The sequence below is a fragment of the uncultured Tenacibaculum sp. genome (assembly GCF_947495995.1).
Lineage (GTDB): Bacteria > Bacteroidota > Bacteroidia > Flavobacteriales > Flavobacteriaceae > Polaribacter.
Genome location: NZ_CANMAX010000003.1, coordinates 36,279 through 63,148 on the forward strand (window position 1 = coordinate 36,279; position 26,870 = coordinate 63,148).

Sequence of the window (26,870 nt, forward strand, 5' to 3'; positions counted from 1 at the left end):
ACTTATAATCTCATTATATTTGAAATTCAAAAGAATAGAGATGGGAAATTTTACAAAATGGCTAGGAGCTGGACTTGGATTCACTTTAGGTGGTCCAATTGGTGCAATTATCGGATTTGCTGTAGGAAGTATGTTAGATGGAGTTGGTATTAAAGATTTTACAAAAGAACAAGAAGATTATAAAAGAACTACAGGAAGAAAAGAGAGACCAAGAGTAAAGCAAACTACAGCGGGGGATTTTGAAATTAGTTTACTGATTTTAGCGTCTATTGTTATTAAAGCAGATGGAAAAATTGATAAAACAGAATTAGATTATGTTCGATTGCATTTCATCAACCTTTACGGAAAAGATAGAGCTAACAGCGCATTTAAATTATTCAATGGAATTATAAAGAAAGATGTGTCTACAAGACAAGTATGTATTCAGATTCGTGAACATATGTCGCATTCTTCTAGATTACAATTAATTCATTTTCTTTTCGGAATAGCAAAAGCTGATGGAAATGTAACTGCATCTGAAGAAGAAGCAATACATAAAATATCAGGTTATTTATATATCAACGAAGCAGATTATAATTCTATAAAAGCAATGTTCTACAATGAAGTAGATAGTGCTTATAAAATTCTTGAAATTACAAAAGAAGCTACAGATGATGAAGTGAAGAAAGCCTACAGAAAAATGGCAAAGAAATATCATCCAGATCGTTTACAAGATGTAGGTGATGAGCATAAAAAAGGAGCTAAGGAGAAATTCCAAAGTATTCAAAGTGCTTATGAGAGTATCAAGAACGAAAGAAATATGTCATAAATAGCCTTGAAAAAGATCAACTAGATGCAGATTTTTAGGCAATTTTAAATAAAAACTAGTAATATGAAAAAAACGTTCCATTCTTGGAGCGTTTTTCTTTTGTTAAAGATTGGAATTACAATAAAATATGTAATTTCGCAAATTCAATATATAGAACGAAAAAATGAGTAAGAATTTTACTGAATACAAAGGATTAAACCTACCTAAAGTAGCAGAAGAAATCTTAAACTATTGGGAGGAAAATAACATCTTTGAGAAAAGTGTTACAACTCGTGAAGGAAATGAACCATTCGTGTTTTTCGAAGGTCCGCCTTCAGCAAACGGATTACCTGGAATTCACCACGTAATGGCACGTTCTATTAAAGATATTTTTTGCCGTTATAAAACGCAAAAAGGATATCAAGTGAAGCGTAAAGCAGGTTGGGATACACATGGTTTACCAGTTGAGCTTGGTGTAGAAAAAGAGTTAGGGATCACCAAAGAAGATATTGGAAGTAAAATTACAGTTGAAGAATACAACGAAGCTTGTAAAAAAGCTGTAATGCGTTACACCGATATCTGGAATGATCTTACTCATAAAATGGGATATTGGGTAGATACAGAAGATCCATATATCACATACAAACCAAAATATATGGAATCTGTTTGGTGGTTACTTAAGCAGATTTATAATAAAGATTTAATTTACAAAGGTTATACAATTCAACCGTATTCACCTAAAGCAGGAACAGGATTAAGTAATAACGAATTAAATCAACCAGGATGTTATCGTGATGTAACTGATACTACAGTTGTTGCGCAGTTTAAAGCAGTTGAAGAAACATTACCTGATTTCTTACAGAATGAAGGAACAATTTATTTCTTAGCTTGGACTACAACACCTTGGACGTTACCAAGTAACACTGCTTTAACAGTTGGGCCAAAGATTGATTATGTTTTAGTAGAAACATATAATCAGTATACTTTCGAACCTATAAATGTTGTATTAGCAAAAAATTTAGTTGCTAAACAATTTGCTGGTAAAAAGTTTAATAAAGTTGAAGCTAAATCAGATCTAATATCATATAAAGAAGGAGATAAACAAATTCCTTTTTATGTAGTTAAAGAATTTAAAGGAGCTGATTTAATCAATATCAAATATGAGCAATTAATCGATTATGTATTGCCATATGAGAATGCAGAAAATGCATTCCGTATTATTGGAGGAGATTTTGTAACTACGGAAGATGGAACAGGAATTGTACATACGGCGCCAACTTTTGGAGCAGATGATGCTTTTGTAGCTAAAAAAGCTGTTCCTGAAATACCACCATTATTAGTTCTTGATGAAAATGGAGAACCGGTACCTTTAGTAGATTTACAAGGTCGTTTCAGACCAGAATTGAAAGAGTTTGGAGGGAAATATGTGAAGAATGAATATTACACAGAAGAGGATGCTCCTGAAAAATCAATCGATGTTGAGATTGCGATTAAACTAAAAACAGAAAATAAAGCCTTTAAGGTTGAAAAATATGTGCATAGTTATCCACATTGTTGGAGAACAGATAAACCAATTTTATATTATCCATTAGATTCTTGGTTTATTAAGGTTACTGAGGTTGGAGAAAAAATGTTTGATTTAAATCAAACGATCAACTGGAAGCCAAAATCAACTGGAGAAGGTCGTTTCGGAAATTGGTTAAAGAACGCAAACGATTGGAATTTATCACGTTCTCGTTTCTGGGGAATTCCATTACCGATATGGAGAACTGAAGACGGAACAGAACAAATTTGTATTGGTTCTTTAGAAGAATTAAAATCAGAAATCGCAAAAGCTGTTGAAGCTGGAGTTATGGATTCAGATATTTTTGCTGAGTTTGAAGTTGGTAATATGTCTGAAGAAAACTATGATAAAGTTGACTTACATAAAAACGTAGTTGATAAAATTGTATTAGTTTCTGCTTCAGGAAAACCAATGCAACGTGAAAGCGATTTAATTGATGTTTGGTTCGATTCTGGTTCAATGCCTTATGCACAATGGCACTATCCTTTTGAAAACAAGGAATTAATTGATAATAAAGAAAGTTATCCAGCAAACTTTATTGCAGAAGGAGTAGATCAAACTCGTGGATGGTTCTATACATTACATGCAATTGGAACAATGGTGTTCGATTCTGTAGCGTATAAAAATGTAGTATCTAACGGATTGGTTTTAGATAAAAACGGACAAAAAATGTCGAAGCGTTTAGGTAATGCTGTCGATCCGTTTACAACATTAACAGATCACGGTCCAGATGCTACGCGTTGGTACATGATCTCAAATGCAAATCCTTGGGATAACTTAAAGTTTGATATTGCTGGAATTGAAGAGGTAAAACGTAAATTCTTTGGAACATTATACAACACATATTCATTCTTTAGTTTATATGCGAATATCGACGGTTTCAACTATAGCGAAGCTGAAATTCCTTTAGAAGATCGTCCAGAAATCGACCGTTGGATTCTTTCTGAACTAAACACTTTAGTTGCTAAAGTTGATAAGTTCTATGCAGAATACGAGCCAACAAGAGCAACTCGTGCAATATCAGATTTTGTACAAGATCATTTAAGTAACTGGTACGTTCGTTTATGTAGAAGACGTTTCTGGAAAGGAGAATATGCACAAGATAAGATTTCTGCTTACCAAACATTATATACTTGTATGGAGACTGTAGCTAAGTTAGGAGCGCCAGTTGCACCATTCTTTATGGATCGTTTGTATAAAGATTTAAATGCTGCTACAGGAAAAGAAACTTTCGAAAGTGTTCACTTAGCAGAATTTCCAAAATACAACGAAGCTTTAGTAGACAAATCATTAGAGCGTAAAATGGAGAATGCGCAAACAATCTCATCTTTAGTACTTTCATTACGTGCAAAAGAGAAGATTAAAGTACGTCAACCATTACAGAAAATAATGATACCTGTTTTAGATGATACTCAAAAAGAAGAAATCTTAGCAGTTTCAGATTTAATAAAATCAGAAGTAAATGTAAAAGAGATAGAACTTTTAGATGATGCTTCAGGAATATTAGTAAAACAAATTAAACCAAATTTTAAAGCCTTAGGTCCGAAATTTGGAAAAGATATGAAATCGGTTTCTTCTGAAATTCAATCTTTTACGCAAGAGCAGATTAATCAGATCGAAAAAGATGGTCAAATTTCCATAGAAATTAACGGAAAAATGATTACTTTAGAAACGGCAGATGTAGAAATTTCATCAAAAGACATCGAAGGATGGCTTGTTGCAAATGCTGATGGTTTAACTGTTGCTTTAGATGTTACGATTTCTGAAGATTTACGTAAAGAAGGAATAGCAAGAGAACTTGTAAATAGAATTCAGAACGCAAGAAAAGATTCTGGTTTTGAAGTAACAGATAAAATCAAGCTTACTTTCTTAAATTTTGAAGAATTACAGCATTCGGTATTAGCGAATGAAAACTACATTAAAACAGAAACCTTAACGAAAGAGTTAGTTTTTGTAGATGCCCTAGATAATGGTACAGATATTGAATTTGATACTATTAAAAGTAAGATGTTAATCGAAAAAGCATAGTAGTATGGCAGAAGATGTAAAAGTAAGGTACTCTGATAGTGACCTACAAGAATTCAAAGAAATCATTCAAAACAAAATGAAAAGTGCCGAAGAGGATTTAGAATTATTAAAATCTTCGTACGAAAACGGTGCTGGAAATGGAACAGACGATACTTCTCCGACATTTAAATCATTCGAAGAAGGAACAGAAACTATGGCTAAAGAGCGTAACATGCAATTAGCTATTCGTCAAGAAAAGTTTATTAGAGACTTAAAAAATGCCTTAATTCGTATTGAAAACAAAACGTATGGTGTTTGTAGAGTTACTGGTAAATTAATTCAAAAAGAACGATTGAAACTAGTTCCTCATGCAACATTAAGTATTGAGGCCAAAAGAAAACAATAAACAAAAGCTTCCTTTTAAGGAAGCTTTTTTATTTTATGAAATACTACATTACTTTAATAATAGTATTCGTTTTTCAGCTTACAATTTTAAGTCAAAACAGCTCAACTAAAAGTTTTGTTTCATCTGCTAATGAAATAGAAATTAATGTCCGTGCACTAGATGAAGTAAAAATCCAAAATTCAAACTCAGCAGAGATCGAAATTCATGTGTTTAGTCAGTCAGAACAACTTTACGATGTTATAATCAATGAGTTTGAAAGTTTATTAAAGCTTGATTTTGAAACAAGTTCTTTTTCTGATACTGTTTTTAGGAAGTATATTACGAAAAGAATAAATAGAGCTTCAGCACTAATTAAAATACCTAAAGGTAAAAACATAACTATAATAGGAGATAATGTAGATGTTATCTCAGAAAGTTATAAAGGAGATTTAAATATCTTCATAGAGAAAGGGCATGTTGATTTACACAAAATACAACAAGATCTGAGTTTAAAATTATATCAGGGAAATGTATATTTCACTTCAGTTGCTTCAAACTTAAACATCACAACAAATACTGGAAAAATTCAGTTGAATAAAAAATCGGTTTCGTCTCCTTATCATTTAAAGCAAAAAAACTTTAAGAAGCAGATCATAATTTCATCTATCAAAGCAAATATCTTTACTCATCAATTATAATCTTCACAATTTTTCACAAAAAGCGTTAAATATTCTTGAGAATTCGTAACAGATTGCAATTTTTGTAAACTAATAGAAACCATTAGAAAAAATTAAACACGAATGAACAGAAACACATTAACTGCTGTTGCTGCAGGATTGTTGTTAGTAGGTTGTAATTCTACTAAGTCATTAAAGAAAGATGATTCTGCAGTTAATAACCCGATAGTGTCTAATATAGACCTAACAAATGTTAAAGAAGATAAAGTACCTGTAGTTATAAATCCAGGTAGATTTACTACAGATAAAGTAACTTACAGATTACCTAGAGTAGTTCAAGGAACATATTCGGTAAGTAACTTTGGTAAATATATAGACGATTTTAAAGCGCTTGATTATTCAGGAGAAGCATTACCTGTTACAAAAGTAGACGAGAATACTTGGGAAATTACAAATGCTACTGCATTAGATAAAGTAACTTATGCCGTTAACGATACTTTTGATCAAGAAAAAGTAGGAGGAATAGGAGAAGAAGTTCCATTTTCACCATCAGGAACAAATATTGAAGACACAAACTATGTTTTAAATCTACATGGATTTATTGGGTATTTCGATACTTTAAAAAAGAATCAATATAAGTTAGATGTAGTTGCACCTTCAAAATTCAAAAGAACTTCTGCATTACAAGAAATAGGAGTAAAAACTAGCGAAGATGGATCAATAATAACTACTAGTTTCTTAGCACCACGTTATTTTGATATTACTGATAATCCTATGTTTTATGGAGAATTAGATGTTGAAGAGTTTAATGTAGGTGATATTAAAATTGTATTAAGTGTATATTCTCCAACTAAAAAGCATTCTGCTAAAAAAATAAAAGCAGTAATGGAGAAAATGATGCAAGCTCAAAAATCATACTTAGGAAGTATTAATAGTACACCGAGATATGATATTTATTTATACTTAGCTGGACAAAATGATGATGCACCAAAAGGTTTTGGAGCTTTAGAACATCATACATCTACTGTGGTTGTATTACCTGAGTTTATGGATGATGCTCGATTAGCAGAATCTATGATCGATGTTGTTTCTCATGAATTCTTTCATATTGTAACTCCATTAAGTGTGCATTCTGAAGATGTTCATTATTTTGATTATGATCAGCCAACATTTTCTAAACATTTATGGATGTACGAAGGTGTAACTGAATACTTCGCAACACATTTCCAGGTGAATAAAGGTTTAGTAAAAGAAGACGAATTCTTTACAAAAATCATGGGTAAAATTAATAGTGCTTCTCGTATGAACGACGCTATGAGTTTTACTAAAATGAGTGAAAACATTCTAGAAAAAGAATATCACGATCAATATATTAATGTATACCAAAAAGGAGCTTTAATAGGAATGTGTATTGATATTTTAATGAGAGAAGAGAGTAATGGAGAAAGAGGAATTTTATCTTTAATGAAAGAATTGTCTAACAAATATGGAAAACACCAACCATTTGAAGATGATGCATTAATTGAAGAGATTACTAAAATGACATATCCTTCTGTTGGAGAGTTTTTAAATACTCACGTTGTTGGAGGAACTCCAATAGATTACAACAAATTCTTTGAGAAAGTTGGAGTTGGAATTTCAGAAAATAAAATCAAAACTGGTTATGTTAGAAATGGTGGAGGTTTTATTTTAAGAGGAGACCAAGCTACAGGAAAAATTGTATTTACTGAAGGAGTAAATGCTAATAGTTTCTGGAAAGAGAACGGAGCACAACCAGGAGATGCAATTATTTCTATTAACGGAACAAAGTTAACTAGAGATAATGCAAGACAAATTATTGGAGGTATGTTTGCTTGGCAACCTGGTAACGATATTGATGTTGTTTTAGAAAGAGGCGGAAAAGAATTTTCTGTAAAAACTAAGTTAACTCAATCGTATACAACAGGAAAAAGCTTAGCTCCTAAATCAGATGCTTCTCAAAAGCAAAAAGATTTATTACAAGCTTGGTTAAAAGGATAAGAAAAAAATAATCATTAAGATTTTCTACAAGAGCAAAACGATTTCGTTTTGCTCTTTTCTTTTTTATATTTTAAAAGATAATAATAACGCTCCCTTAACAACAGTCATAAAATTAAATTCTAATTTAACCTTAAGAAATTGTTGTTTTGAAAATGATAAAAATTGCTATCAAACTAAATTTCATAAGCCCATTTATTGGAGTACTAAATTAACCTAAGTAATAAAATACTTGTTGTAAAACAAGTTAGGTGGAAGTCGAAAAACCTTTGAATAGAGTAGACCCTATAATCAAATAAATAATTGAAATTTTATGAAAAGCTTAAAATTTTTAAAAGAAGAATTATTATCTAAAGCTAGTAATTCGAGAGAACTAAACAGTGAAGAACAAAAAGAAATTGTTGGAGGAGCATATAGTTCTCTTAGTGAGTGTAGAAGATACTGTTATGATGGTCCGTTTAGAGGCTATTGTTATGTAGATTATGTAGTAGGTAATCAGGAATACTGGGAATGTAGAGAGAGTTAAAAATTGAAATGGATATTAGGTGAATATATAATTTCTATTTATCTAATATCCATAATAAACATTGTAGATGGAATATTTAGAAGTTGATTATAATAATATTTTAAACTCTTTACACAAGTTAATTAGTTTAACTGCTAGCGAAATAACAATAGACTCAATATTAATCGTAGGAAGTAATTACGATATAGCATCCAAAAAGAAAATAAGAAAAGGTTCTGATATTGATTTTGTAATACTAAATAACAGTAAAACCTTTGCTGTTAAAGAGAAGTTTCAAGATATAACTTACGATATAGCCTTTATAAATCATACAGATATGGGCGCTGTAGTTTTAGGAGCTTTAAGTGGTTCTCCATTTTTTGGAAAGTTTTTCTCATCAATAAATAAGCATAGTATAATTAAAGATACTGATCGTTTAGGAAGTAAATTTGTGAGTGTCATTACATACCTTTACAATTGTTTTACAGCATCATTTATTCCAAATTATGAGATATCAACCATTTCATTAGATAGTATAGCTGCAAATAAGGATGATTTAGAAAAGAATTCAGTTGAGGAAATGAATTTTGCTTCCATAAGACTTTCTGAGCATACGTTTAATTACTTGTCATATTTGTCGTACCCAATTCACACTAGTGGATCTTACAGAGGGAAAGTAATTGAAAAACAATTTCAGTATACAAAGAATAGAGAAAATCAAGATTGTATTTTAGATAAAAATGATTTGTTAAATATTACGAATTATATCGCTCCTGTTACTGAATACGGATTTTGGGGATTCAATGATGATGAAAATATACAAGAAGCTATTTCTCAAAATAAAATAGAAAATTATTATTACGGTTTTGACAATCTTATTTCAGAAAGAAACATAGTGTTTTTATCAGAAAAAGATATGTTAAAGAATAATTTTAAATTACTTTATGTCAAAAACATTATTCCTTTTTTAAAGGATAATGAGCTAAAGGTTTGTACAGATTTCTTCATATCATTATCAAAAAAACATGAACAAAATACTTTAGAAAATAGAGTTCAATTTTTGTTAAGTGTATTTAATTACTTTAAAAAAGAAGAAAAACATCAAATAATACTACATACTTTAAAAAGCTTGTTTATTATCAAATCTATTCACTTATTAGAAGAAAATGAACATAAAATGAGTATTGAAGTATTTGATGAATGGTTATTACAAACAAAAGATGATTTTTATTTTCCTGAAGATGCTAAAATGGAGGTTGATTTAAATGAAATTTTAGCGATTATTTCTCAGAGTAAATTACAAAGAGAAATGGAAGTTAAAACATGTTATTTGTTTTTTGGAATTATGAAAGCTTTAAGAGTTAACATTGAAGACTTTCATTTCGAAGAATCGTTAGTAGAATAAAATCATTACAATAAAAGAAAGGTCGATATTACTTTCGTAATAAAGACCCTTCTCGTTTGGTTAGTGTAGCTAAATTAAATTAATCCAAAAACTTGGATGTTAATTCAGGTGTTGGTATATAGCAAGATTCCCTTTTGCCGAACCACTTATATCTGTTCTTAGCAATAAAATCGTAAACAATATCTCTTAAAAACTTAGGGAGAATAAAAAATACACTCATTAAGTTTATTGGAAATTTTAGTCGATGCGCAATTTTCAATGCTGCTGTAGATTTGTGAAAAAGTTCTTCTTCAGGTGTAAAGAGTAAAATAGAATCTATTTTAGTCGTATCGATATTAAAATTCTCGATAATATTTTCAGCGGTTTTACCTTGCAAAGAAGTGAAGATAAATCTGTTGTGTTTATCATGTTTCATCACAAATTGCACGCTAGAGTTGCACAAATTGCAAACTCCATCAAAAAGAATAAGATATTTTCCTTTAGGGATATTCATTAAAAGTTACTTATCTATTATATGGTCTTTCATTTATCCAATGAAAACCTCTGTTCGTTAATAAAAATTTCTTTCTATAATCTTTTGTTAGATCAAATTTGATACGTATGGAATCAGATTTTATGGTTCCTTTAACAACAAAATTAGCTGTGTCAATTTCTTTATAAGTTAATTTATAAACCTCTGTGGTATCGTTGTAATCTCTAAGCGTAAGTTTACTTTCTTTTTCATCTAATTCAATACTATACCAGCTTCTTCTCTCATCGATTTTTTCAACACGCAACCATCGTTTAGAATCGATAAGCATGTTTTTCCATTTTACAGTATTATATTTTAATGTATCAGTAACATCAAAAATAGAATCGTTTACTTGAAACTCTTTTACTTCGTAAAAACCTTTTAAAGAACTTTCGCCTCCTTGTTGACTTGTTACAAATACACTATACGGAATTGCATAAAACAAGATCAAAACTTTTAAAACTAAAAGCGTTTTTCTGAGTCCGTTTTTCAGTTTAGGTTTTTCAATTTCTCTAAGGTGAATTGGTTTCTTCAGGAAGAAGAATTTGAATAAATCTTCGAAGTTATGAGCTAGTAAAAATATAGACATTAACACCAAGTGTGTAGAAAGTATTTTTACTGGTACATCATAAAAATAATTGACAGCCATGACATTTGCCGCAGTAGCAAGAGTTATAATTAATCCGAAGGTCAATGTTCTTCTAAATAGTAGAAATACAGCTGCAACTTCAGCTAATCCCATAAATAGGTTGTATCCTTTAGAAAATCCTAAGAACGTCCAAGCTAATCCCATTGGAGACGATTCTCCATACGTTTGATTTAAACGATTATATGATGGATAAGGAAATTGTAGTTTGATTACTTTAACCAATCCGTAGTTAATTAACATCAATCCTACATAAAAGCGAAGCGCTACAGTGAGCCAATAGTATAGTTTTTTATAATTTGATCTGTTTCTATCTAACAAAGACCAAATTACAGTTGTAATAATCGCTAAGCTAAACATTACAAATACAAGTACATAATCGTAGGTTGTGTCACCACTTCCATTCGGACCTGTATTTATTTCGTAGGTTATACCCAGAATTGTTTTTCCTACCCAAGGAATAAAATTGTATAAAAAGACATTGAAAAACTGACCTAAATATCCATAAAAAGGATAGGCGCCGTTATTCATGAATAGAACAAATAAAGCAAAATAGGTAAAGAAAAAACGAAACGATATCTTTTCAATTTTAGTCCATTTTGTTATTGCTATTGAAGGGTTCTCCATAGATTTATTTGAGTTGAAATATTTAGTAAACTCAAATCTATCTTTATCTGTCGAAAAAAAATTGTATTAAATGGACATTAACCTTATTTAAGATTTTTAAAATAAATGTTACTTTTTGATAAAATACTTACTTGATTGAAGAATTGTTTTGGAGTTACTCCGGTTTGATTTTTAAACATTCTATTAAATGAAGCCTGATCGTAAAAGCCTTGATCGAAAGCTATATCTGAAAGTTTAAAATCTTTGTTTTTAATTTTAATTTTTTCCAGAGCATTTCTAAAACGTATATTATTTCTTAAAACAGTAGGTGAACATCTACAATGGGTAATAAATAAGCGATATAATTTTTTATAACTACAGTTTAGTTCTTTTGCAATTTCATGTACATTCAATTTTTCTTCTCGAAGTAAATGTATTGCTTGTATGATAATTTCTAACTCCTTTTTTTCATTGAGTTTAGAAAGAAGATAACTTTCCACAGTCTTTATTTTTTCTTCAATTGGTTGATTAAAAAAATCATTACTTACATCAAAGAAATCGTTAAAATCTTCAATTTGAAAGAAAGGAATATTCGTGAAATCTTGAGTTGTGAATTGAGATAAACCAAATGGAGTGAAAATCATAACAAACTCACGAACACTACCTTCAGTTTTAACTTGTAACGGTTTGGTATATTTATTTAAAGCAGTAAAAGAATTAGGATAATTGGCATTTTCTTTAATAGAAATACAATCATTATTATAACTAACATTTGCCTTTTCAAAAATGCATACGACATTATTACCAGATGGAAAAGCATAGTAACTTTCGTTATGTAATTCCAATTCGTAATAGAAAGAAATATACTTAGAAAGCTCAGTACTCGGATTAATAGTCTTAATTTCCATCATAAGTTAGCAACTTACTATATTTTTTTGATATTGATAAATTTTACTTAAAATAGTTTTTTGCCTGATTGCTACTTACTTTATTCATAATACTTTTCTTATTTTTGTCGCTATTAAATTTTAAAGATGTCTAAGAAAACCATAGCTATACTTACCGTAATTCTAGCAATATTAGTAGATCAAATTAGTAAAGTATATATAAAAACTCATTTCTCATTAGGAGAAGAGATAAAGGTTTTAGGCTTAGATTGGTTTAGAATTCATTTCACTGAAAACAACGGAATGGCTTGGGGATTCGAATTTGGAGGTAAAGCAGGAAAGCTGTTTTTAACATTATTCAGATTAGTAGCTGTTTCAGGAATTATTTATTGGTTGGCTCAAACCATAAAAAGTAAAATTCATAACGGAGTTGTCATAGCAATCTCTTTAATATTAGCAGGAGCAATAGGGAATATTATCGATTCTGTTTTCTACGGAATTTTATTTAGTAAATCTGAAAGAGGAGTTGTAGCAACAATGTTTCCAGAGGAAGGTTACGCAGATATGTTTTTCGGAAAAGTAGTTGATATGTTATATTTTCCAATGTATCAAGGTGAAAGCTTTACTTTTTTCAACGCTATTTTTAATGGAGCCGACAGCTGGATTACAATTGGTGTAATCTTATTATTTATTTTTCATAAGCAAGCATTTCCTAAGACTAAAAAGGAATAAATGAAATGGTATTTTGTACTTCAAATTAAAATGTTGAACAGACATTTAAACGATTTTGGAGTACCACCTGCATTGGCTTATCCGATTTTGCTATTACTTTTTGTATTAGGTTCAAACTTTATCTTCTACTCAATAGAAAGTGAATATGCTGCATATGTGTATCTTTTGGTTGCAGTTTCAACTGTATTGAAGTTAGGAGAAAAAAAACGAAACGATTTTTTAAAGCTCAGTTTTACTAGAAAAGCATATGGTAAAATAAGAATATTAGAAAATGTTTTAATTCTAATTCCATTTGCAATCTACTTGATTTATGAAAACGAATATTTACAAATTTTGTATCTCTATTTACTAGGATTGATTTTTAGTAAATTCACCGTAAGTACTCCATCTAGTTTTGTAATTCCAACACCATTTAGCAAACAACCTTTTGAATTTTCTTCAGGCTTTAGAAAGACATTTTACATCTATCCGGTAGTGTATTGGCTTACTTACAAATCGGTAGAAGTACAAAATTTTAATCTTGGAATCTTTTCTTTGTTGTTATTGTTCTTTACGCTGATTTCCTACTATACAAAAATGGAAAATCAGTTTTATGTTTGGAGTTTTAAATACTCAGCTAAAGAATTTCTTTTTAAAAAAATAAAAATAGGAGTCAGGTTTGCAACTTTATTAAGTCTACCCATTTTTACAACACTTTGCGTTTTTTTTACTGAATTTATTGTAATAGTAGTTGTTTTTCAATGTTTATGCTTTCTCTATTTAATACAAGCAATTATTGCAAAATACTCCGACTTTCCGAAGCAAATTAACCTGCCAAATTCAATGATTTTTGCATTAAGTTTATCTTTAATTCCTTTTGTAGTTATTACATTTCGATATTTTTATAATAAATCTATGTTGAAACTAAAATCCGTTTTAAATGATAAACATTAAACAACTATCTAAAAACTATGGAACAAATTCAGTTTTAAAAGATATTAATATAGATTTTGAAACAGGAAACGTATATGGAATAGTAGGAGAGAATGGCGCAGGAAAAACTACATTTTTTAATTGTTTATCAGGAATAGAAAAATACAAAGGAGAAATCCATTCAGTAAAGAACTTAAAAGATACTATAGGTTTTTTACAAACAGAGTTTTATTTCTTCCCTAAGATTACAGGAAGAGAATATATTCAGTTCTTATTAAACGCTAGAGCAGTTAAGGTAATAAATATAGATGAACGTAATATTTTCAATCTTCCGTTAGATAAATATGCTGTGAACTATTCCACTGGAATGAAAAAGAAATTAGCGCTAACAGCTATTTTACTACAAGAAAACACAGTTTACATTTTAGATGAACCTTTTAATGGAGTAGATATTCAAAGCAATATTGTGATTACCGAAATTATTCATGAATTAAAAAGACTGAATAAACTAGTAATTATTTCTTCTCATATTTTTTCAACTTTATCTACTACTTGTGATGAAATTCATGTGTTGGAAGAAGGGAGTTTTACCAAAAAAGTTATGAAAGAAGATTTTGAGGCTTTAGAAAGTGAAATGAAAGCCAAAACATTATTAAACACAATAGATCGATTAGATTTAAAATAAAAAAGAGACTACGTTTAGTAATCTCTTTTTATATAAAAATATTGTTTTTAGGGCTATTCTAAAGCACCTAAATAACGTTCAGCATCTAATGCAGCCATACAACCTGTACCAGCAGCAGTAACTGCTTGTCTGTATTCTTTATCTTGAACATCACCAGCAGCAAAAACTCCAGGAACATTCGTTTTAGTCGTTTTACCGTTAGTAATTAAATAACCAGTTTCATCCATATCTAATACACCTTTGAATAATTGTGTATTTGGAGTATGACCGATGGCGATAAATACTCCAGTTACAGGAATATCAGTTTTATCTCCAGTTTGATTGTTTACAGCTCTAACACCTTCAACAACATTATCTCCTATAACTTCATCAATTTCAGTATTAAATAATACCTCAATGTTTTCAGTTTTATTTACTCTATGTTGCATAGCCTTAGAAGCACGCATATAATCTTTACGAACTAACATTGTAACTTTGCTACAAATGTTAGCTAAGTAAGTAGCTTCTTCAGCAGCTGTATCACCAGCACCAACAACAACTACATCCTGACCTTTATAGAAGAAACCATCACAAGTAGCACAAGCAGAAACTCCACCACCAATTAAACGTTGTTCACTTTCTAAACCAAGATATTTAGCAGTTGCACCTGTAGATATAATTACAGTTTCAGCTTCTAACTCAGTAGTTTCATCAACTACAACTTTATGAATTCCTCCTTCTTCAGTAGAGAAATCAACTTTGGTAACCATACCAAAACGAACTTCTGTACCAAAACGTTCAGCTTGATTTTTTAAATCTTCCATCATAGCAGTACCGTCTGTACCATTCGGGTAACCTGGAAAATTATCAACTTCTGTGGTCGTTGTTAATTGACCACCCATTTGCATACCTGTATACATTACAGGTTTCATATCAGCTCTTGCAGCATAAATTGCAGCAGTGTATCCTGCAGGCCCAGAACCGATTATTAAACATTTTATTCTTTCTACAGTATTTGACATTGGGTATTTTTTATAGAACTACAAATGTATATTTTTTTTATTTGCGTTTGAGCAATATACATATATTTCTACTATTAGACGATAATTAAAACTAATCTTACATTAGTTTTTTATTCAAAAACATTAGTAATGTTAGAAAAAAGTTATATCTTTGTCGCCCGTTAAACGGGGTGTAGCGTAGCCCGGTCATCGCGCCTGCTTTGGGAGCAGGAGGTCGCAGGTTCGAATCCTGCCACCCCGACGAAAATTAGCCTTGTAAATATAATGTTTACAAGGTTTTTTTATGCTTTATTTATTCAATCCATTTTCTAAAATTACTTGTAGTCGAGGCACTTGTAATTAGGTGTTGTTTGTAGTTTTTAATTGAAATTGCTAATCTATCACCAAAATAAGGTTCTATTTTTTCAATGAAATTGATATTAATAATTTCTCCCCGATTGATTTGAAAGAATTCTTTAGGATTTAATTCTTTTATCAAATCGGACAGTTTATATCGAAATTCATTTTCTTTTCCATTGTTATCAATCGCAATACATTTTCCAGAATTAGACAAAATTGCTCCAGTATTTTTAGTACTTAATATTTTAATCTCTGATTTTGTTTTTATAATAATTCGTTCTTTGTAATTATTTGTAAATCCGTGAATGGTTTTAAATATTTTCTCCCAATTTACTTCTTTAGTTTGTAACGACTTAAATTTTTCCATTGCTTTGCTAAACTTATTATAACTAATAGGTTTTAATAAGTAAGCTATTCCGTTTACTTCGAAAGCATCTTGATAAAAAGTATTATAGGCTGTAGTGAATATAATTGGAGACTTAATAATATTTGTATTCAATAAAGAAAAGACATTACCGTCTAACAATTCAATATCAGAAAAAACTAAATCTACCTGTTTATTGGTAGCATACCATTTTTCAACTTCTTCTTTACTTTGTAATGAAGCTACAATTTCAATTTTATCATTATACCTAAGAATATGATCTGAAATGATTTCAATATTTATAGCTTCGTCTTCTATAATTAGTACTTTCATATTTCTGATACTAAAGGGATTTCAACAATAAATTCATGATTAGTTTCTGTAAAGACAACTTCTTTATTAAAATTTATTTGGTATTGACGTTTCAAATAATCATTTCCAGTTCCTGTTCCTAAAGTGAAATCTACTTTATTTAATTTATTCTTTATTAAGATTGATTTTTTTTCGCGAGAAAGTGAAATTATTAACGGATTTTCTTCATTTCCTTTGTTATGTTTTATAGCGTTTTCAATACATAACTGCAATGAACATGGAATAATGAAACCTTCACTATCTTCAATATTGTTTTCAATTTGATAAGCTTTTCCGAATCGTTTTTCCATTAAATTCATATATTTTTTTAAGAAAGAAATTTCATGCTCTAATTTAACTAATTGCTTTTTTCCATGATTTAAATAGTAACGGTATACGTCTGAGAAGTCATCGATAAAATCTTCTATTTGTTCTGGTTTTTTTCTAGCTAAACCAGATAAAACACTTAAGTTATTAAATAAAAAATGAGGTTCTAAGTTCTTCTGAAGCATTTGAGACTGTAGTATTGCTTTTTCTCTTGCGGTTTGTTCTAGTTCTAGTGTTGTAGTTTGTGACTGTCTGAAATATAAAAACGCTGTGGTTACTGCAAACACATCGCTAAGTATAAATGCAACAGACAATGTATTTATTAATCGTGGTGCAATGTCATATTCCGAATTACTTACAGATTTCCAAAGAATAAAATCGGCAAGGATACCAATACTATTGAATAAGAAAAAAGATAAAATATAAACTTTTACGAATTTTAGAATTGTATTGGTTCTATCCACTTGATTAATAAGCTTCCATGAAATTAATACAGATATTAATGAAATAGATGCAAATAATAATACTGAGAAATGATCGAAATAATCATAAAAATCAATATCCCCTATAGTTCTTACTTGATGTAAAACAAAGATTTTTATTGCATTTCCCAATAGCAAAAGTGTTAGCACAATAAAAATTTGTTTCAGATTTATTTTTAGATTAAAAATCTTCACTTCTTAGTAATTTTAAGTTTGAAAAATACATTTTTTGTTTATAATAAAACTGTTTAAACCTTATTTTATAGCTCTAATTTGCTCGTCTTTATTTCCTGATTTGCGTTGTTTAACTTTTATCTTTTTGTTACCAAAACTGTAGTTTAAACTAAATTTTACACTTCGAGTATCAAAATAATTATAATAGGTTTGATCTACACCATTGGTTTTTATATTAACATCAGTAGCTTTTCGTCTTAAAATATCGTTTATAGCTACAGTACAATTCAATTTCTTATCTAACAATGAAAATTTTAATCCTAAATCTAAACTTACCATTTCTGATATAGAGAAATACATTAACTTTTGAGGTGAAGCATAAACTAAAGTTGTTTCCGCTTGAATAGTTTTGGCCTCATTTAATTGAAATGTATTTCTGTTGTATAATTGAAAATTCCAACCACTTAATAATTCAGCATTTAAATTAAAACCATCTTTATAACGTGTATTCATTCTCGATAAAGTGGCTTGAGTTGTTGTGTTCCACCATTTTGTTGGATTGTATAAAAAAGTTTCTGTTAATCCGAAGTTATAAGCTTTATAAAAATTTTCATAAGTAACTATAATTCTTTGCTGTGCTCCATCTTCAGCTCTAACGATATTGAAATATCCGTCATCTACATAACTTACAAATGCTTTACTTATAAGTTTTCCTTTAAATATATGTTTGAACTCTAGGTTTTCTGAAATTTGAGGATTTAAAAAAGGATTTCCTTCTTGATATGAAATAGAATTAATATAAAAACGAAACGGATTTAACAGCTCAAAACTAGGGCGTTTAATTCTTCTGCTATAACTTAAGTTAAACATGTTTTCTTTACTTGGGTTGTATCCTATGAAAACAGATGGGAATAATTTATTGTATGAATTAATATTTGTTTGATTATTCGTTCTGGAAATTCCTTTTGTTCTTGTATTCTCAAAGCGTAATCCGATTTTAGTTTGCCATTTTTTTCCTAATGGTTTAGATACATCAGCATATAAAGCATTAATGTTTTCTAAATACATAAATTCATTACTCTGTGTAGGATCAAAAACTGGTGTTCCTGTTGTTCTATTGTAAAAAGATACATCACTATTTGTTTCAGTAAATGTAGTTTTAACTCCGTAAGAAAAATTAGCCCATTTATTTGGATGTTGAACGTCTATTCTTCCACTATAATTTTTAATTTTCTGATTATTGCTATTTTCAGCTTCAAAAAAATTAGGATTAGTGATGAATTGTTCACTACTAAAATTTCTAGTATTCGCATTTTCGAAATTGAAATAATCAACATCTACAGACAGTTTTCGTCCAAGTGTATCTAACTGTTGAATAAAATGCGCATTTATTGAATGATTCTGATTAATGAATTCAGCGTTACCCTTATTATCTGTAAATGTTCCATTACCATCATTCGTCAAAGTTGTTCCTGTATCAGCAATTCTTTTATCTTCATAGGAACCAGAATATAAAACTCCTATTGTAGTATTATTTGTTAAATTATAATCCAATCCAAGTCTACCAGAAATCCTATTTTCTCTATTTTTCATATCTAGAGTAGTAATTGTAGAAGCCGATGGATAATTAATATTAAACTCATTGAATTGAGCTGAATTCCCTTTAGTTCCATTTAAAGAGGCAACAAGACTTATTTTCTCTTTATTATAGTTAAACGTATTTCCAACATTAAATAAAGGAAAGGTAGCTTGTGAATAAGAAGTTCTAATTTGATTATTCCAGCTGTTTTCCTTTGATTTTTTCAAAACAATATTAATAAGTCCACTATCACCTTCGGCATCGTATTTAGAGGGAGGAGTTGTTATAACTTCAATGTTTTTAATATCATCAGAAGGAATAGTATTTAAATAAGCTATTAATTCATTGCCTGATAATTGAATAATTCTATCATTTACCATTACACGTACATTTCCTTTACCTACGATAGCAAGTTTGTCTGTATCAACATTTACACTTGGAGTAGATTTTAATGCGTCAAGTGCAGTACCACCTGTTCCAGCTACAGTATTTTCTAAATTAAAAACCAAACGATCTACTTTTTGTTGAATTAATTTTTTACGAGCAGTAATTACAACCTCTTGTAATTGTTCTCCTTTTTCTTGTAAAACAATAGTTCCAATATTAGATTGAGTTGGGAATATTTTTTTAGTAGAAAATCCAACAAAACTAATTTCTAAGAATATATTTTCTTTTTTTGTTTTGATAGAAAATTCACCGTTTTCATTCGAAATTACTCCTGTGATAATTGAATTGTCAGTTTTATTTTTTGCTACAATATTAGCAAATGAAATAGGTTGATTTTGTTTGTCGATTACTTTGCCAGTGTAAGTTTGTCCAAATCCGATAGTACAAATAAAAACGATTAAATAAGTAGCTATAATTTTCATAGTTGTATAATATTTCATGTTTAATTACACCTCAAAAGTATCTTGAGGGTGAAAGTTTTGAAATAGCTATACAATGAATTCAAGGAAAAATGAAATGAATTCAGGAAATCATTTCAAAGAGTTCTTAGAGATAGACAAAAAAGCTTAATCAAGATTGATCAAGCTTTTTTTATTTTAGAATATTATGTTTTTTAAAAATAGTTATACAACTATAATTCACTACATTTTAAAGTTACCTTTTGAATTTTTCTAGAGGTGTATGAAGTTAAATACAGATCACCATTCCCGAAAATAAAATCTTGAAAATTATCTGGAGCATTTGCAAGAATAGTTGACATATTGCCAGATATTTGATCTACTTTTAAGATCTCTTTTGAACCATAATCAAGTAAATACAGATCGTTTCCTATAAAGTTGATTTCTCTAGGAAGATTTATTCTAGTAGCGATATCTGTGAGTTGAGGTGAATTTTCTGTAATATTAATTTTTGAAATTTGTCCACCAGAAAACCTATTAGGTCTTAATATCATAAAAAGTTCATCTCCTTTAAAGACAATATTAATTGGAGCCAATATAGGTTCAATTACAACTTCTTTTTTTATTTCGGAGCTAGTAACATCTATTTTATAAATTGTACTCTGACCTGAATTAGTACTATTACCTAAATCAGCAACATATAAATCATTACCTTTAAAAGCCAGGTCCGTTGGTTTTAAAAACGTTGCTATACTTTCTGCTCTAGGAGAATCGGCAGTAACATCTATTTTGTAAATATTTCCAAGGTTGTTACCATTTCTACTTTCTGCTGCATAAAGGATATTGTCTTTAAATACAAGAGCCGATATAAGTGGAACTTCAAATAGGGTAGCCGATTTGGGTATTAACACAACTTCTTTTATTGTTGGTGAAGCTTCAGTAATATATTTTTTACAGCTCCAATTTTTAAATTTTCAACCTTTAGTGTAGTGCATTTTTTTTGAAGTGTACAATTTCCATCTTCTACAATAGGTTTTAAACATATTTCATAAGTTCCATTTTCAGTGAAAGTATATGAAAGCGTAGCAGTATTTGCTGTTGAATTATCAATTCGTTTGTTGTCAATATACCATTCATATTTTAAGTTTGAAAAACTATCAGAATTAAACTCGTATGTTGCTTCACAAGTTGTTGTGTTTTTATTATTGACAACAATTTTAATTTTATCTAATTCACTACATTCAGATGTTGAATTGCTAAGTTCCTCATCATTAGAACAAGAAAATAGTGTAGAAAGTAACGCCGTAATTAGTAAAGTTTTTTTCATAATATCATATTTATGTTTAACTATACTATTACAACTGAGCAAAATAATTCCCTACAGTTTATTTGGGTAAATATTATGTTTTAAAACGTAACTCTAAATACTAAATTTGGCGTAAAACCTAAAGAAATGGTTTCTTCAGAAACTAAAGTATCGTCTCCAAAATTATTTGATAAATAAAATCGTTTTTGCAATTTATTAGTTCTATTGTAAAGGTTTAAAAACGATACTCCTAGTTTTCCTTTCCAACGTTTGTTTTTAGAAATATTGAATTTATATGTAGTAGAAAAATCTAAACGATGATAAGGGGTTAAACGTTCTGCATTTACATCGCCAGCAATAAATTCTGTAAGTCCATTATTCGTTGTTTCTGTAACACCAGTAAAAGGAATTCCAGTTCGATACAACCAACCTAAAGAGAAATCTAATCGGCCTAAATTATAACTGTGAGACCAAATAAAATTATGTCGAATATCATCATTTCCAGAGAATGATTTTACTTCATTAGTAAAAGGAAAAGTAAATGTTGTTTCTCCTAAACTATAACTTACCCAAGATGTATATTTCCCAATATTCTTTTTCACCAAAGCAGTGATACCTTTTGTATTACTTTTTCCGCTTGTAATAATATCTGGGTTTGTAGATACACCTCTAGATAACGAAGTTAATCCGTTTACTTCTTTCATATAAAGATTTAAGTCTAACAACCAACCTTTGTTTTTATAAACTAAACCACCAGACAATTGGTCGGCTTCTAAAATCGGAATTTCTTCATTGTTAGATAAACTCCAAACTTTATTTTCTAAACCAAAATCGCTAGTAGAGAATTCAATCAACTGACTTAAGTTTTGATATTTCTTTTCATAAGATGCATTTAACCATAATTTCGGAATAATTCTAGCTTGAAAATTGATTCTTGGTGAAACTAAAAACTTTTTATTCAGTGAAAAATAAGAACCACGCAAACCAGCACTAAAGTTAATTCTCTCTTCTTTCTGATGTTTAAATTCAGAGAATATTGCGATTACATTACTAATATTATTCTCTGTAACATTGTAATAAAAATTAGGAGTTAAAGAAAGCGATCTGCCTAAGGTAAAATCAACTCTATTTCTAACATATTCTGCTCCAAATTGAATAGCATTTACATCACTGAAAGATTTGTTTAATGCAGTTTTAAATCCGTATTCGCTAATGGAATTCTCTTTTATCGAAGATTCTCTATAAGCAACTCCAATAGTTTGTTCACCATTAAATGTATAATCTAAATTGTAATTCGAATAGTATAAAGTAGTTTCTTGACTGATATCATCATTCCATATTCTTTCCCAAGTTCCGCTAATTCCAAAGTTTTGAACAGAAAGTTTATCAGTTTGTATGAATGCTTGATTTAAACTTCCAAAACGATAATCTAATTTATTATTTATGTAAAGCTGACTAAGTGAAATTGTGTTATTATCGTCAAGTTCAGTAATGAATTTAGTTTGAAAATCTTGAAAGTAGAACTTGTTATCCTTATCAAAGAAATTTTCACTATCATCAATTCTATTATTTGCAATAATGGTATTTTGAAATACACGATCTGATATTTTCTGAAATGTAATACTATTAAAAACATCGGTTAAAGATCGTCTTCCAGAGATTTGCAACGAAGTTTTCTTTCCTAAAGGAAATCTAATAAAAGCATCGGCATGAGTTAGGTTAGATCCAATTCCACCAGAAATTTTAGAAGCCAGTCTTTTATTTGTTTGAATATCGATTATTCCAGCAATGTGATTTCCATATCCAACACCAACACCATTCGTTTGTACTTTTACTTTATCTATAACGTATGGATTAAAAGCAGAGATCATTCCGAAAAAGTGTGCAGAATTATATATTCTAATTCCATCAAATAACACAAGGTTATGATCAGGCGTTCCTCCTCTTACATGTAAACCAGAAGTGGTTTCACTCGGACTTTGAATGTCTGGTAATAACTGTAAACTTTGCAATACATCAGGTTCTGTTAAACCTGGAAGAATACCTCTTTTTTGAGGTGAAATTACGATTGAACCATCATTACTTTTGGTGATTCCATCAGTTAAATAACTATTAATTAAAATCTCACTGAGTTGAGCAGAATATTCTTCTATAAAATAATTACCACATTTCGATTTTTTACTTTCTGAAAGTTCGGTAGTAATAGTTTTGTAACCTAATAAAGAAATGATAATACTATTGTTTTTTTGAACTTCAGATAACTCAAAATAACCATCTTCGTTAGTCGTTGTTCCTACGGAATTATTAGATGCATATACATCTACGCCAAGTAGAGGTTGTAAAGAGAATTTATCGATTACATAACCGCAAATTGTATGTTTTTCATCTTTTTCTAAAATCAAGAAATAGCGAGCTGTAATCTTTTTAAAAATAAGTCCGGTTTGGTTTTGTAAATCAATTAACTGATCTTTCAAAGCAGTAGCTTCTGAAAAGCGACTCACTTTTTTATCAGCAATAAGATGCTCAGAAAACGAAAATTTAATTTCATGTTTCTTTTCTATAGCTATAAGTACTTTTTTTAAAGGAATTGAACTATCATCATTTCCTTGTGAATAAAGTAGCTTTACAGATAAAGCGAGTGTAAGAAAAAGGAATCTTATTTTAAATCTCATTACCTTTTAACGAGTAAAATAGTGTTTTTATTAGTGAATTCTGAACGAATTTTTAAAGGAGCACAAACAGTTTCTAAAGCAGTTTTTAAATCATTATGTGTAAAAACTCCTGTAAAAAGATGATTTTTATCTACATCATTAGAAAACTTTATTGAGATATTGTATTGTTCTTCAATGGCTTTAACTACATTTTTTAAAGGCACACTATCAAAAGTACTTTCTCCAAATTGCCAATTAGGTTGTGTTTCCGTAAACTCCCATTCTCTAGAATTGGTTGTACTGGCACTAAAAGCTTTTCCTTTAGTTAAAACAACTTCTTTAGAGTTTGTACTTACTTTTACTTTTCCTTCGTAGCAACTTACTTGAATTAAATCGTCATCTAAATCTACATTAAATTGTGTTCCTAAAACTTCAACTGCACCTAAAACTGTATTTACAGTGAATTTCTGACCTTTTTTAACTTTAAAAAAAGCTTCACCTGTTAAGTTTAAACTGCGATCTTTTTCCCATTTTCTTGCTTTAAATGAAATAGAAGATTTTGCATTTAAAATCACTTCAGAACTATCAGGTAGAAAAACAGTTAATTGTTCACCAAACTGAGTCTTATGTGTTGTTGAATTATTAAAAAAGAATATACTGAAGAAAATTAATACAGCCGCAGCTGCTAAAGATGCTATTTTACTGTAAAGCGGTATTACTTTTTTCGTAGATTTTTGTTCTAAATTATCTTTTACTTTTTGTAGAAGTTTTTGCTTATCATACGGTGGAGCAGCTAACTTATCTGATTTGAAAATTATCTTTTCATAAGTTTGAAAATCAGGATGCTTTTTAAATGCTTCAAGTTCTGAAGCACTTAATTCTCCGTTCATCCAACGGGCTAAAAAAGTTTCATCTTTATTGATTTCCATATCTAAGTTTTAGAACTTTATAATTGTATAAACAGTTTTCCGAAAATTTACCCTACTTACAGTCCGTCTATTTTTTCTCTAAGCTTTTTTAAAGCGGCAGAAATTCTTTTTTCAACAGCTTTTACAGAAATGCCTAACATTTCAGCAATTTCAGAGTATTTCTTTTTATCGATTCGATTTAATAAAAAAACTTCGCGTTGTTTTTCAGATAATTCACTGATTGCATTTTGGAGTTTTGTCATAAACTCTTGTTCTTCTAAAAGAAATTCAGGAGTCTCGTAAGTGTATTTTTTTCTTTGTGTATTCTGATGTTTATACACTACTTTTTTATGTGCAACATGATTTAAAAATAAATTATTTGCTACTGTAAATAAAAAAGATCGTGCTTTTTGTAATAATACTTTAGCACAGTTTTTCCATAACCGAACATAACTTTCTTGAACGAAATCTTCAGCTAAATCTACATCTCCACATTTATAAAACATATAATTCCGTAAGCTTTCAGAATGCTCGTTAAAAACATCCTCAAAAACTTTGGGTTTACATATTGAATTTTCTGACTCCATATGAGACAAACATAAAAAAAATAATCAAAAAAGTAGGGTAGAATTCGAAGTAGCGGTTTACTATCAAATTAAACGAAAATTATAAATCATTAAAAAGGATGAGTATGAAGAATTTTAAACGCCCTCTTAAGTTTCTATTTTTAGCAGTATTAGCATGTACAACTTTATTAAGCTGTAGCGACAACGAATTAGTTTTACCACCAGACACTGTTGTGCCTGATAATACTGGTGGCGATAATACCGGCGGAGGAGATAGTCAAGGAAGTAGTCAAGAAAATGGAGAAATTACGTTATACAAGGTTGAAGGAGACAGAATAAGTAAGATTAAAGATTACACGGTTACAGGTCAGGATTTAGAATATCAAAAAGATGTTACGAAGCACAACGAAATATGGGATTTAGTAAAAAAGATAGTTCCTATCGCACAATTACAAAAAGTTGGTGAGTTTGTAATTTATAACGGAACGCCTACTGGAAGTGCTGGATTTGTAGTTGAAATTAAACAAGATCTTTCAAGCTGGAAAATGGGAATCGCAATCAATTATGCTTACGAAGGTGGATTTAATGCTAACGGAGAATTAGCTTACACAATTATTCATGAGTTTGGTCATGTGTTAACATTAAACGATACACAGTTAAATTCAAGTCAAACAAATTGTACTACATACAATCCAGGAGAAGGATGCGCGAAACCAAACGCATACATTAATGAATTATATCAAAACTATTGGGCAGATATTTGGAGTGCTTATCAAACTGCTTCTAATCAAGGAGAAGATGCATTAAATAGTTTTTACCAAACCAACAGAGATCGATTTGTTACCAATTATGCGGCAACAAATCCAGCAGAAGATATTGCAGAAGTTTTTGCTACGTATGTAACTAAAAAAGATATTCCTGCAGGAAATACAGTAGCAGAAAAGAAGATTCTTTTAATGAATAATAGAAGTGAGTTAATAGAATTTAGAAATCATATACGAACAAATTTAAACTTACGAAGTAGAGGAAAAAATACCGGTTTTATTTTACCTGAACCAGGACAATGGAAGCAAGCAAGTAAGATTGGAAAATCATGTAGAAGACATCATTTTAAGAGATAAGAAGTATGAAATATGTGTATTTATTTATTATAGCAACTCTATTGAGTTGCTCATCGTCTAAGCAATTTGCTACTGATGTAATTCACTATAGAAAATCGAGATGTTTAGGGAAATGTCCAGTATTCGATTTATATGTTTACGATAACGGAAAAGTTATATTCAAAGGCGTAGATCATGTAAAAGTGAAGGGAGAAGCTGAATATCAAATATCAGAGCAAAAAGTAAAACTTTTAAAAGGAGAATTAACAAGATTATCGTCTGTTAATCCTAAAACTCAAAAAGGAAGAGATCTTCCAAAAACAATTGTGAGTTTTGAAAATAGAACATTGACTTTCAATGGAAATAAAGACTTAACTGTTTTTAATATTTTATTGAAAGAACTAGATGTTGTTAACTAAGAATTCCTAAACATAGTTAATTAAAAACACCTTATTTAAGGTGTTTTTTCATGTAAATACCCTTCTGATAATCTTGAATAAATAAGATAACAATTCGTTAACTATAACTTTATTGAAGATTAATTCTTTTGCT

Annotated in this window: 24 protein-coding genes and 1 tRNA gene; 13 read left to right on the top strand and 12 right to left on the bottom strand. The window is 29.6% G+C overall.

The genetic code is table 11. From position 1 onward, the window contains the following. The first annotated feature begins 40 nt into the window (after positions 1–40). The 7 genes from Q1A15_RS09265 to Q1A15_RS09295 all read left to right on the top strand — a co-directional run bounded on the left by Q1A15_RS09265 (position 41) and on the right by Q1A15_RS09295 (position 9,346). Complete coding sequence (locus Q1A15_RS09265; protein WP_299622254.1) at positions 41–808, top strand: TerB family tellurite resistance protein; 768 nt, start codon at positions 41–43, stop codon at positions 806–808. Between the two features lie 163 nt (positions 809–971). Beyond that, positions 972–4,379: an isoleucine--tRNA ligase gene (ileS, locus tag Q1A15_RS09270; RefSeq protein WP_299622257.1), complete on the top strand. Its 3,408-nt coding sequence runs from the start codon at positions 972–974 to the stop codon at positions 4,377–4,379. Between the two features lie 4 nt (positions 4,380–4,383). Continuing rightward, complete coding sequence (locus Q1A15_RS09275) at positions 4,384–4,764, top strand: TraR/DksA C4-type zinc finger protein (protein WP_299622260.1); 381 nt, start codon at positions 4,384–4,386, stop codon at positions 4,762–4,764. A 35-nt stretch (positions 4,765–4,799) separates the two neighbouring features. Further along, positions 4,800–5,441, top strand: a complete 642-nt coding sequence (locus Q1A15_RS09280) for a hypothetical protein (RefSeq protein ID WP_299622263.1) — start codon at positions 4,800–4,802, stop codon at positions 5,439–5,441. Between the two features lie 102 nt (positions 5,442–5,543). After that, positions 5,544–7,439 (top strand): peptidase M61, encoded by a 1,896-nt coding sequence (locus tag Q1A15_RS09285; protein WP_299622266.1) that lies wholly within the window; start codon positions 5,544–5,546, stop codon positions 7,437–7,439. 310 nt (positions 7,440–7,749) lie between these two features. Continuing rightward, complete coding sequence (locus Q1A15_RS09290; RefSeq protein ID WP_299622269.1) at positions 7,750–7,962, top strand: hypothetical protein; 213 nt, start codon at positions 7,750–7,752, stop codon at positions 7,960–7,962. A 67-nt stretch (positions 7,963–8,029) separates the two neighbouring features. Next, on the top strand, positions 8,030–9,346 hold the full coding sequence (locus Q1A15_RS09295) for a hypothetical protein (RefSeq protein WP_299622272.1): 1,317 nt from the start codon (positions 8,030–8,032) through the stop codon (positions 9,344–9,346). A gap of 79 nt (positions 9,347–9,425) precedes the next feature. Here the strand turns inward: Q1A15_RS09295 and Q1A15_RS09300 are convergent, their stop codons facing one another. From Q1A15_RS09300 to Q1A15_RS09310, 3 genes are all read right to left on the bottom strand, one after another. Beyond that, positions 9,426–9,839, bottom strand: a complete 414-nt coding sequence (locus Q1A15_RS09300) for a thiol-disulfide oxidoreductase DCC family protein (protein WP_299622275.1) — start codon at positions 9,837–9,839, stop codon at positions 9,426–9,428. A gap of 10 nt (positions 9,840–9,849) precedes the next feature. Then, complete coding sequence (locus tag Q1A15_RS09305) at positions 9,850–11,130, bottom strand: hypothetical protein (protein WP_299622278.1); 1,281 nt, start codon at positions 11,128–11,130, stop codon at positions 9,850–9,852. An 83-nt stretch (positions 11,131–11,213) separates the two neighbouring features. Beyond that, the gene (locus tag Q1A15_RS09310; protein ID WP_299622282.1) at positions 11,214–12,020 is read right to left on the bottom strand and encodes a helix-turn-helix domain-containing protein; all 807 of its coding nucleotides are present in this window, start codon (positions 12,018–12,020) and stop codon (positions 11,214–11,216) included. Positions 12,021–12,143: 123 nt separating this feature from the next. Between Q1A15_RS09310 and Q1A15_RS09315 the strand changes: the two genes are divergently transcribed. The 3 genes from Q1A15_RS09315 to Q1A15_RS09325 are packed head-to-tail and all read left to right on the top strand — an operon-like array spanning position 12,144 to position 14,325. Next, positions 12,144–12,728, top strand: coding sequence for a lipoprotein signal peptidase (locus Q1A15_RS09315; protein WP_299622285.1), 585 nt, complete (start codon positions 12,144–12,146; stop codon positions 12,726–12,728). Then, positions 12,729–13,661, top strand: a complete 933-nt coding sequence (locus Q1A15_RS09320) for an ABC transporter permease (protein WP_299622288.1) — start codon at positions 12,729–12,731, stop codon at positions 13,659–13,661. Then, positions 13,648–14,325 (top strand): ATP-binding cassette domain-containing protein, encoded by a 678-nt coding sequence (locus Q1A15_RS09325; RefSeq protein ID WP_299622291.1) that lies wholly within the window; start codon positions 13,648–13,650, stop codon positions 14,323–14,325. Before Q1A15_RS09320 ends, Q1A15_RS09325 begins: the two co-directional genes overlap by 14 nt. Before the next feature lie 53 nt (positions 14,326–14,378). Here Q1A15_RS09325 and trxB read toward each other — a convergent pair whose 3' ends face one another. Then, a complete protein-coding gene (trxB, locus tag Q1A15_RS09330) occupies positions 14,379–15,326 on the bottom strand; it encodes a thioredoxin-disulfide reductase (RefSeq protein WP_299622294.1) in 948 nt (315 codons plus the stop codon). A 166-nt stretch (positions 15,327–15,492) separates the two neighbouring features. Between trxB and Q1A15_RS09335 the strand changes: the two genes are divergently transcribed. After that, positions 15,493–15,567, top strand: a tRNA-Pro gene (locus Q1A15_RS09335). 51 nt (positions 15,568–15,618) lie between these two features. Here the strand turns inward: Q1A15_RS09335 and Q1A15_RS09340 are convergent. The 8 genes from Q1A15_RS09340 to Q1A15_RS09375 form a co-directional block, all read right to left on the bottom strand. Beyond that, on the bottom strand, positions 15,619–16,362 hold the full coding sequence (locus Q1A15_RS09340) for a LytTR family DNA-binding domain-containing protein (RefSeq protein WP_299622297.1): 744 nt from the start codon (positions 16,360–16,362) through the stop codon (positions 15,619–15,621). Next, on the bottom strand, positions 16,359–17,321 hold the full coding sequence (locus tag Q1A15_RS09345) for a sensor histidine kinase (RefSeq protein ID WP_299622300.1): 963 nt from the start codon (positions 17,319–17,321) through the stop codon (positions 16,359–16,361). The genes Q1A15_RS09340 and Q1A15_RS09345 overlap by 4 nt, the downstream gene beginning before the upstream one ends. Positions 17,322–17,444: 123 nt before the next feature. Further along, positions 17,445–19,829 carry an outer membrane beta-barrel family protein gene (locus Q1A15_RS09350; protein ID WP_299622303.1) on the bottom strand — a complete coding sequence of 795 codons (2,385 nt, stop codon included), beginning with the start codon at positions 19,827–19,829 and terminating at the stop codon, positions 17,445–17,447. 191 nt (positions 19,830–20,020) lie between these two features. After that, a complete protein-coding gene (locus Q1A15_RS09355) occupies positions 20,021–20,698 on the bottom strand; it encodes a hypothetical protein (protein ID WP_299622306.1) in 678 nt (225 codons plus the stop codon). 8 nt (positions 20,699–20,706) lie between these two features. Further along, a complete protein-coding gene (locus tag Q1A15_RS09360; protein WP_299622309.1) occupies positions 20,707–21,114 on the bottom strand; it encodes a hypothetical protein in 408 nt (135 codons plus the stop codon). An 80-nt stretch (positions 21,115–21,194) separates the two neighbouring features. Further along, positions 21,195–23,765 (bottom strand): carboxypeptidase-like regulatory domain-containing protein, encoded by a 2,571-nt coding sequence (locus tag Q1A15_RS09365; protein ID WP_299622312.1) that lies wholly within the window; start codon positions 23,763–23,765, stop codon positions 21,195–21,197. Next, positions 23,765–24,673, bottom strand: coding sequence for a FecR family protein (locus Q1A15_RS09370; RefSeq protein WP_299622315.1), 909 nt, complete (start codon positions 24,671–24,673; stop codon positions 23,765–23,767). The genes Q1A15_RS09365 and Q1A15_RS09370 overlap by 1 nt, the downstream gene beginning before the upstream one ends. 56 nt (positions 24,674–24,729) lie before the next feature. Continuing rightward, positions 24,730–25,239 (bottom strand): sigma-70 family RNA polymerase sigma factor, encoded by a 510-nt coding sequence (locus Q1A15_RS09375; protein ID WP_299622318.1) that lies wholly within the window; start codon positions 25,237–25,239, stop codon positions 24,730–24,732. A 104-nt stretch (positions 25,240–25,343) separates the two neighbouring features. Here Q1A15_RS09375 and Q1A15_RS09380 point away from each other — a divergent pair, with 104 nt between their 5' ends. Together Q1A15_RS09380 and Q1A15_RS09385 are read left to right on the top strand one after the other, a co-directional pair. Next, the gene (locus Q1A15_RS09380; protein WP_299622320.1) at positions 25,344–26,339 is read left to right on the top strand and encodes a putative zinc-binding metallopeptidase; all 996 of its coding nucleotides are present in this window, start codon (positions 25,344–25,346) and stop codon (positions 26,337–26,339) included. A 5-nt stretch (positions 26,340–26,344) separates the two neighbouring features. Then, positions 26,345–26,737 (top strand): DUF6438 domain-containing protein, encoded by a 393-nt coding sequence (locus tag Q1A15_RS09385; protein ID WP_299622323.1) that lies wholly within the window; start codon positions 26,345–26,347, stop codon positions 26,735–26,737. Positions 26,738–26,870 lie beyond the last annotated feature (133 nt).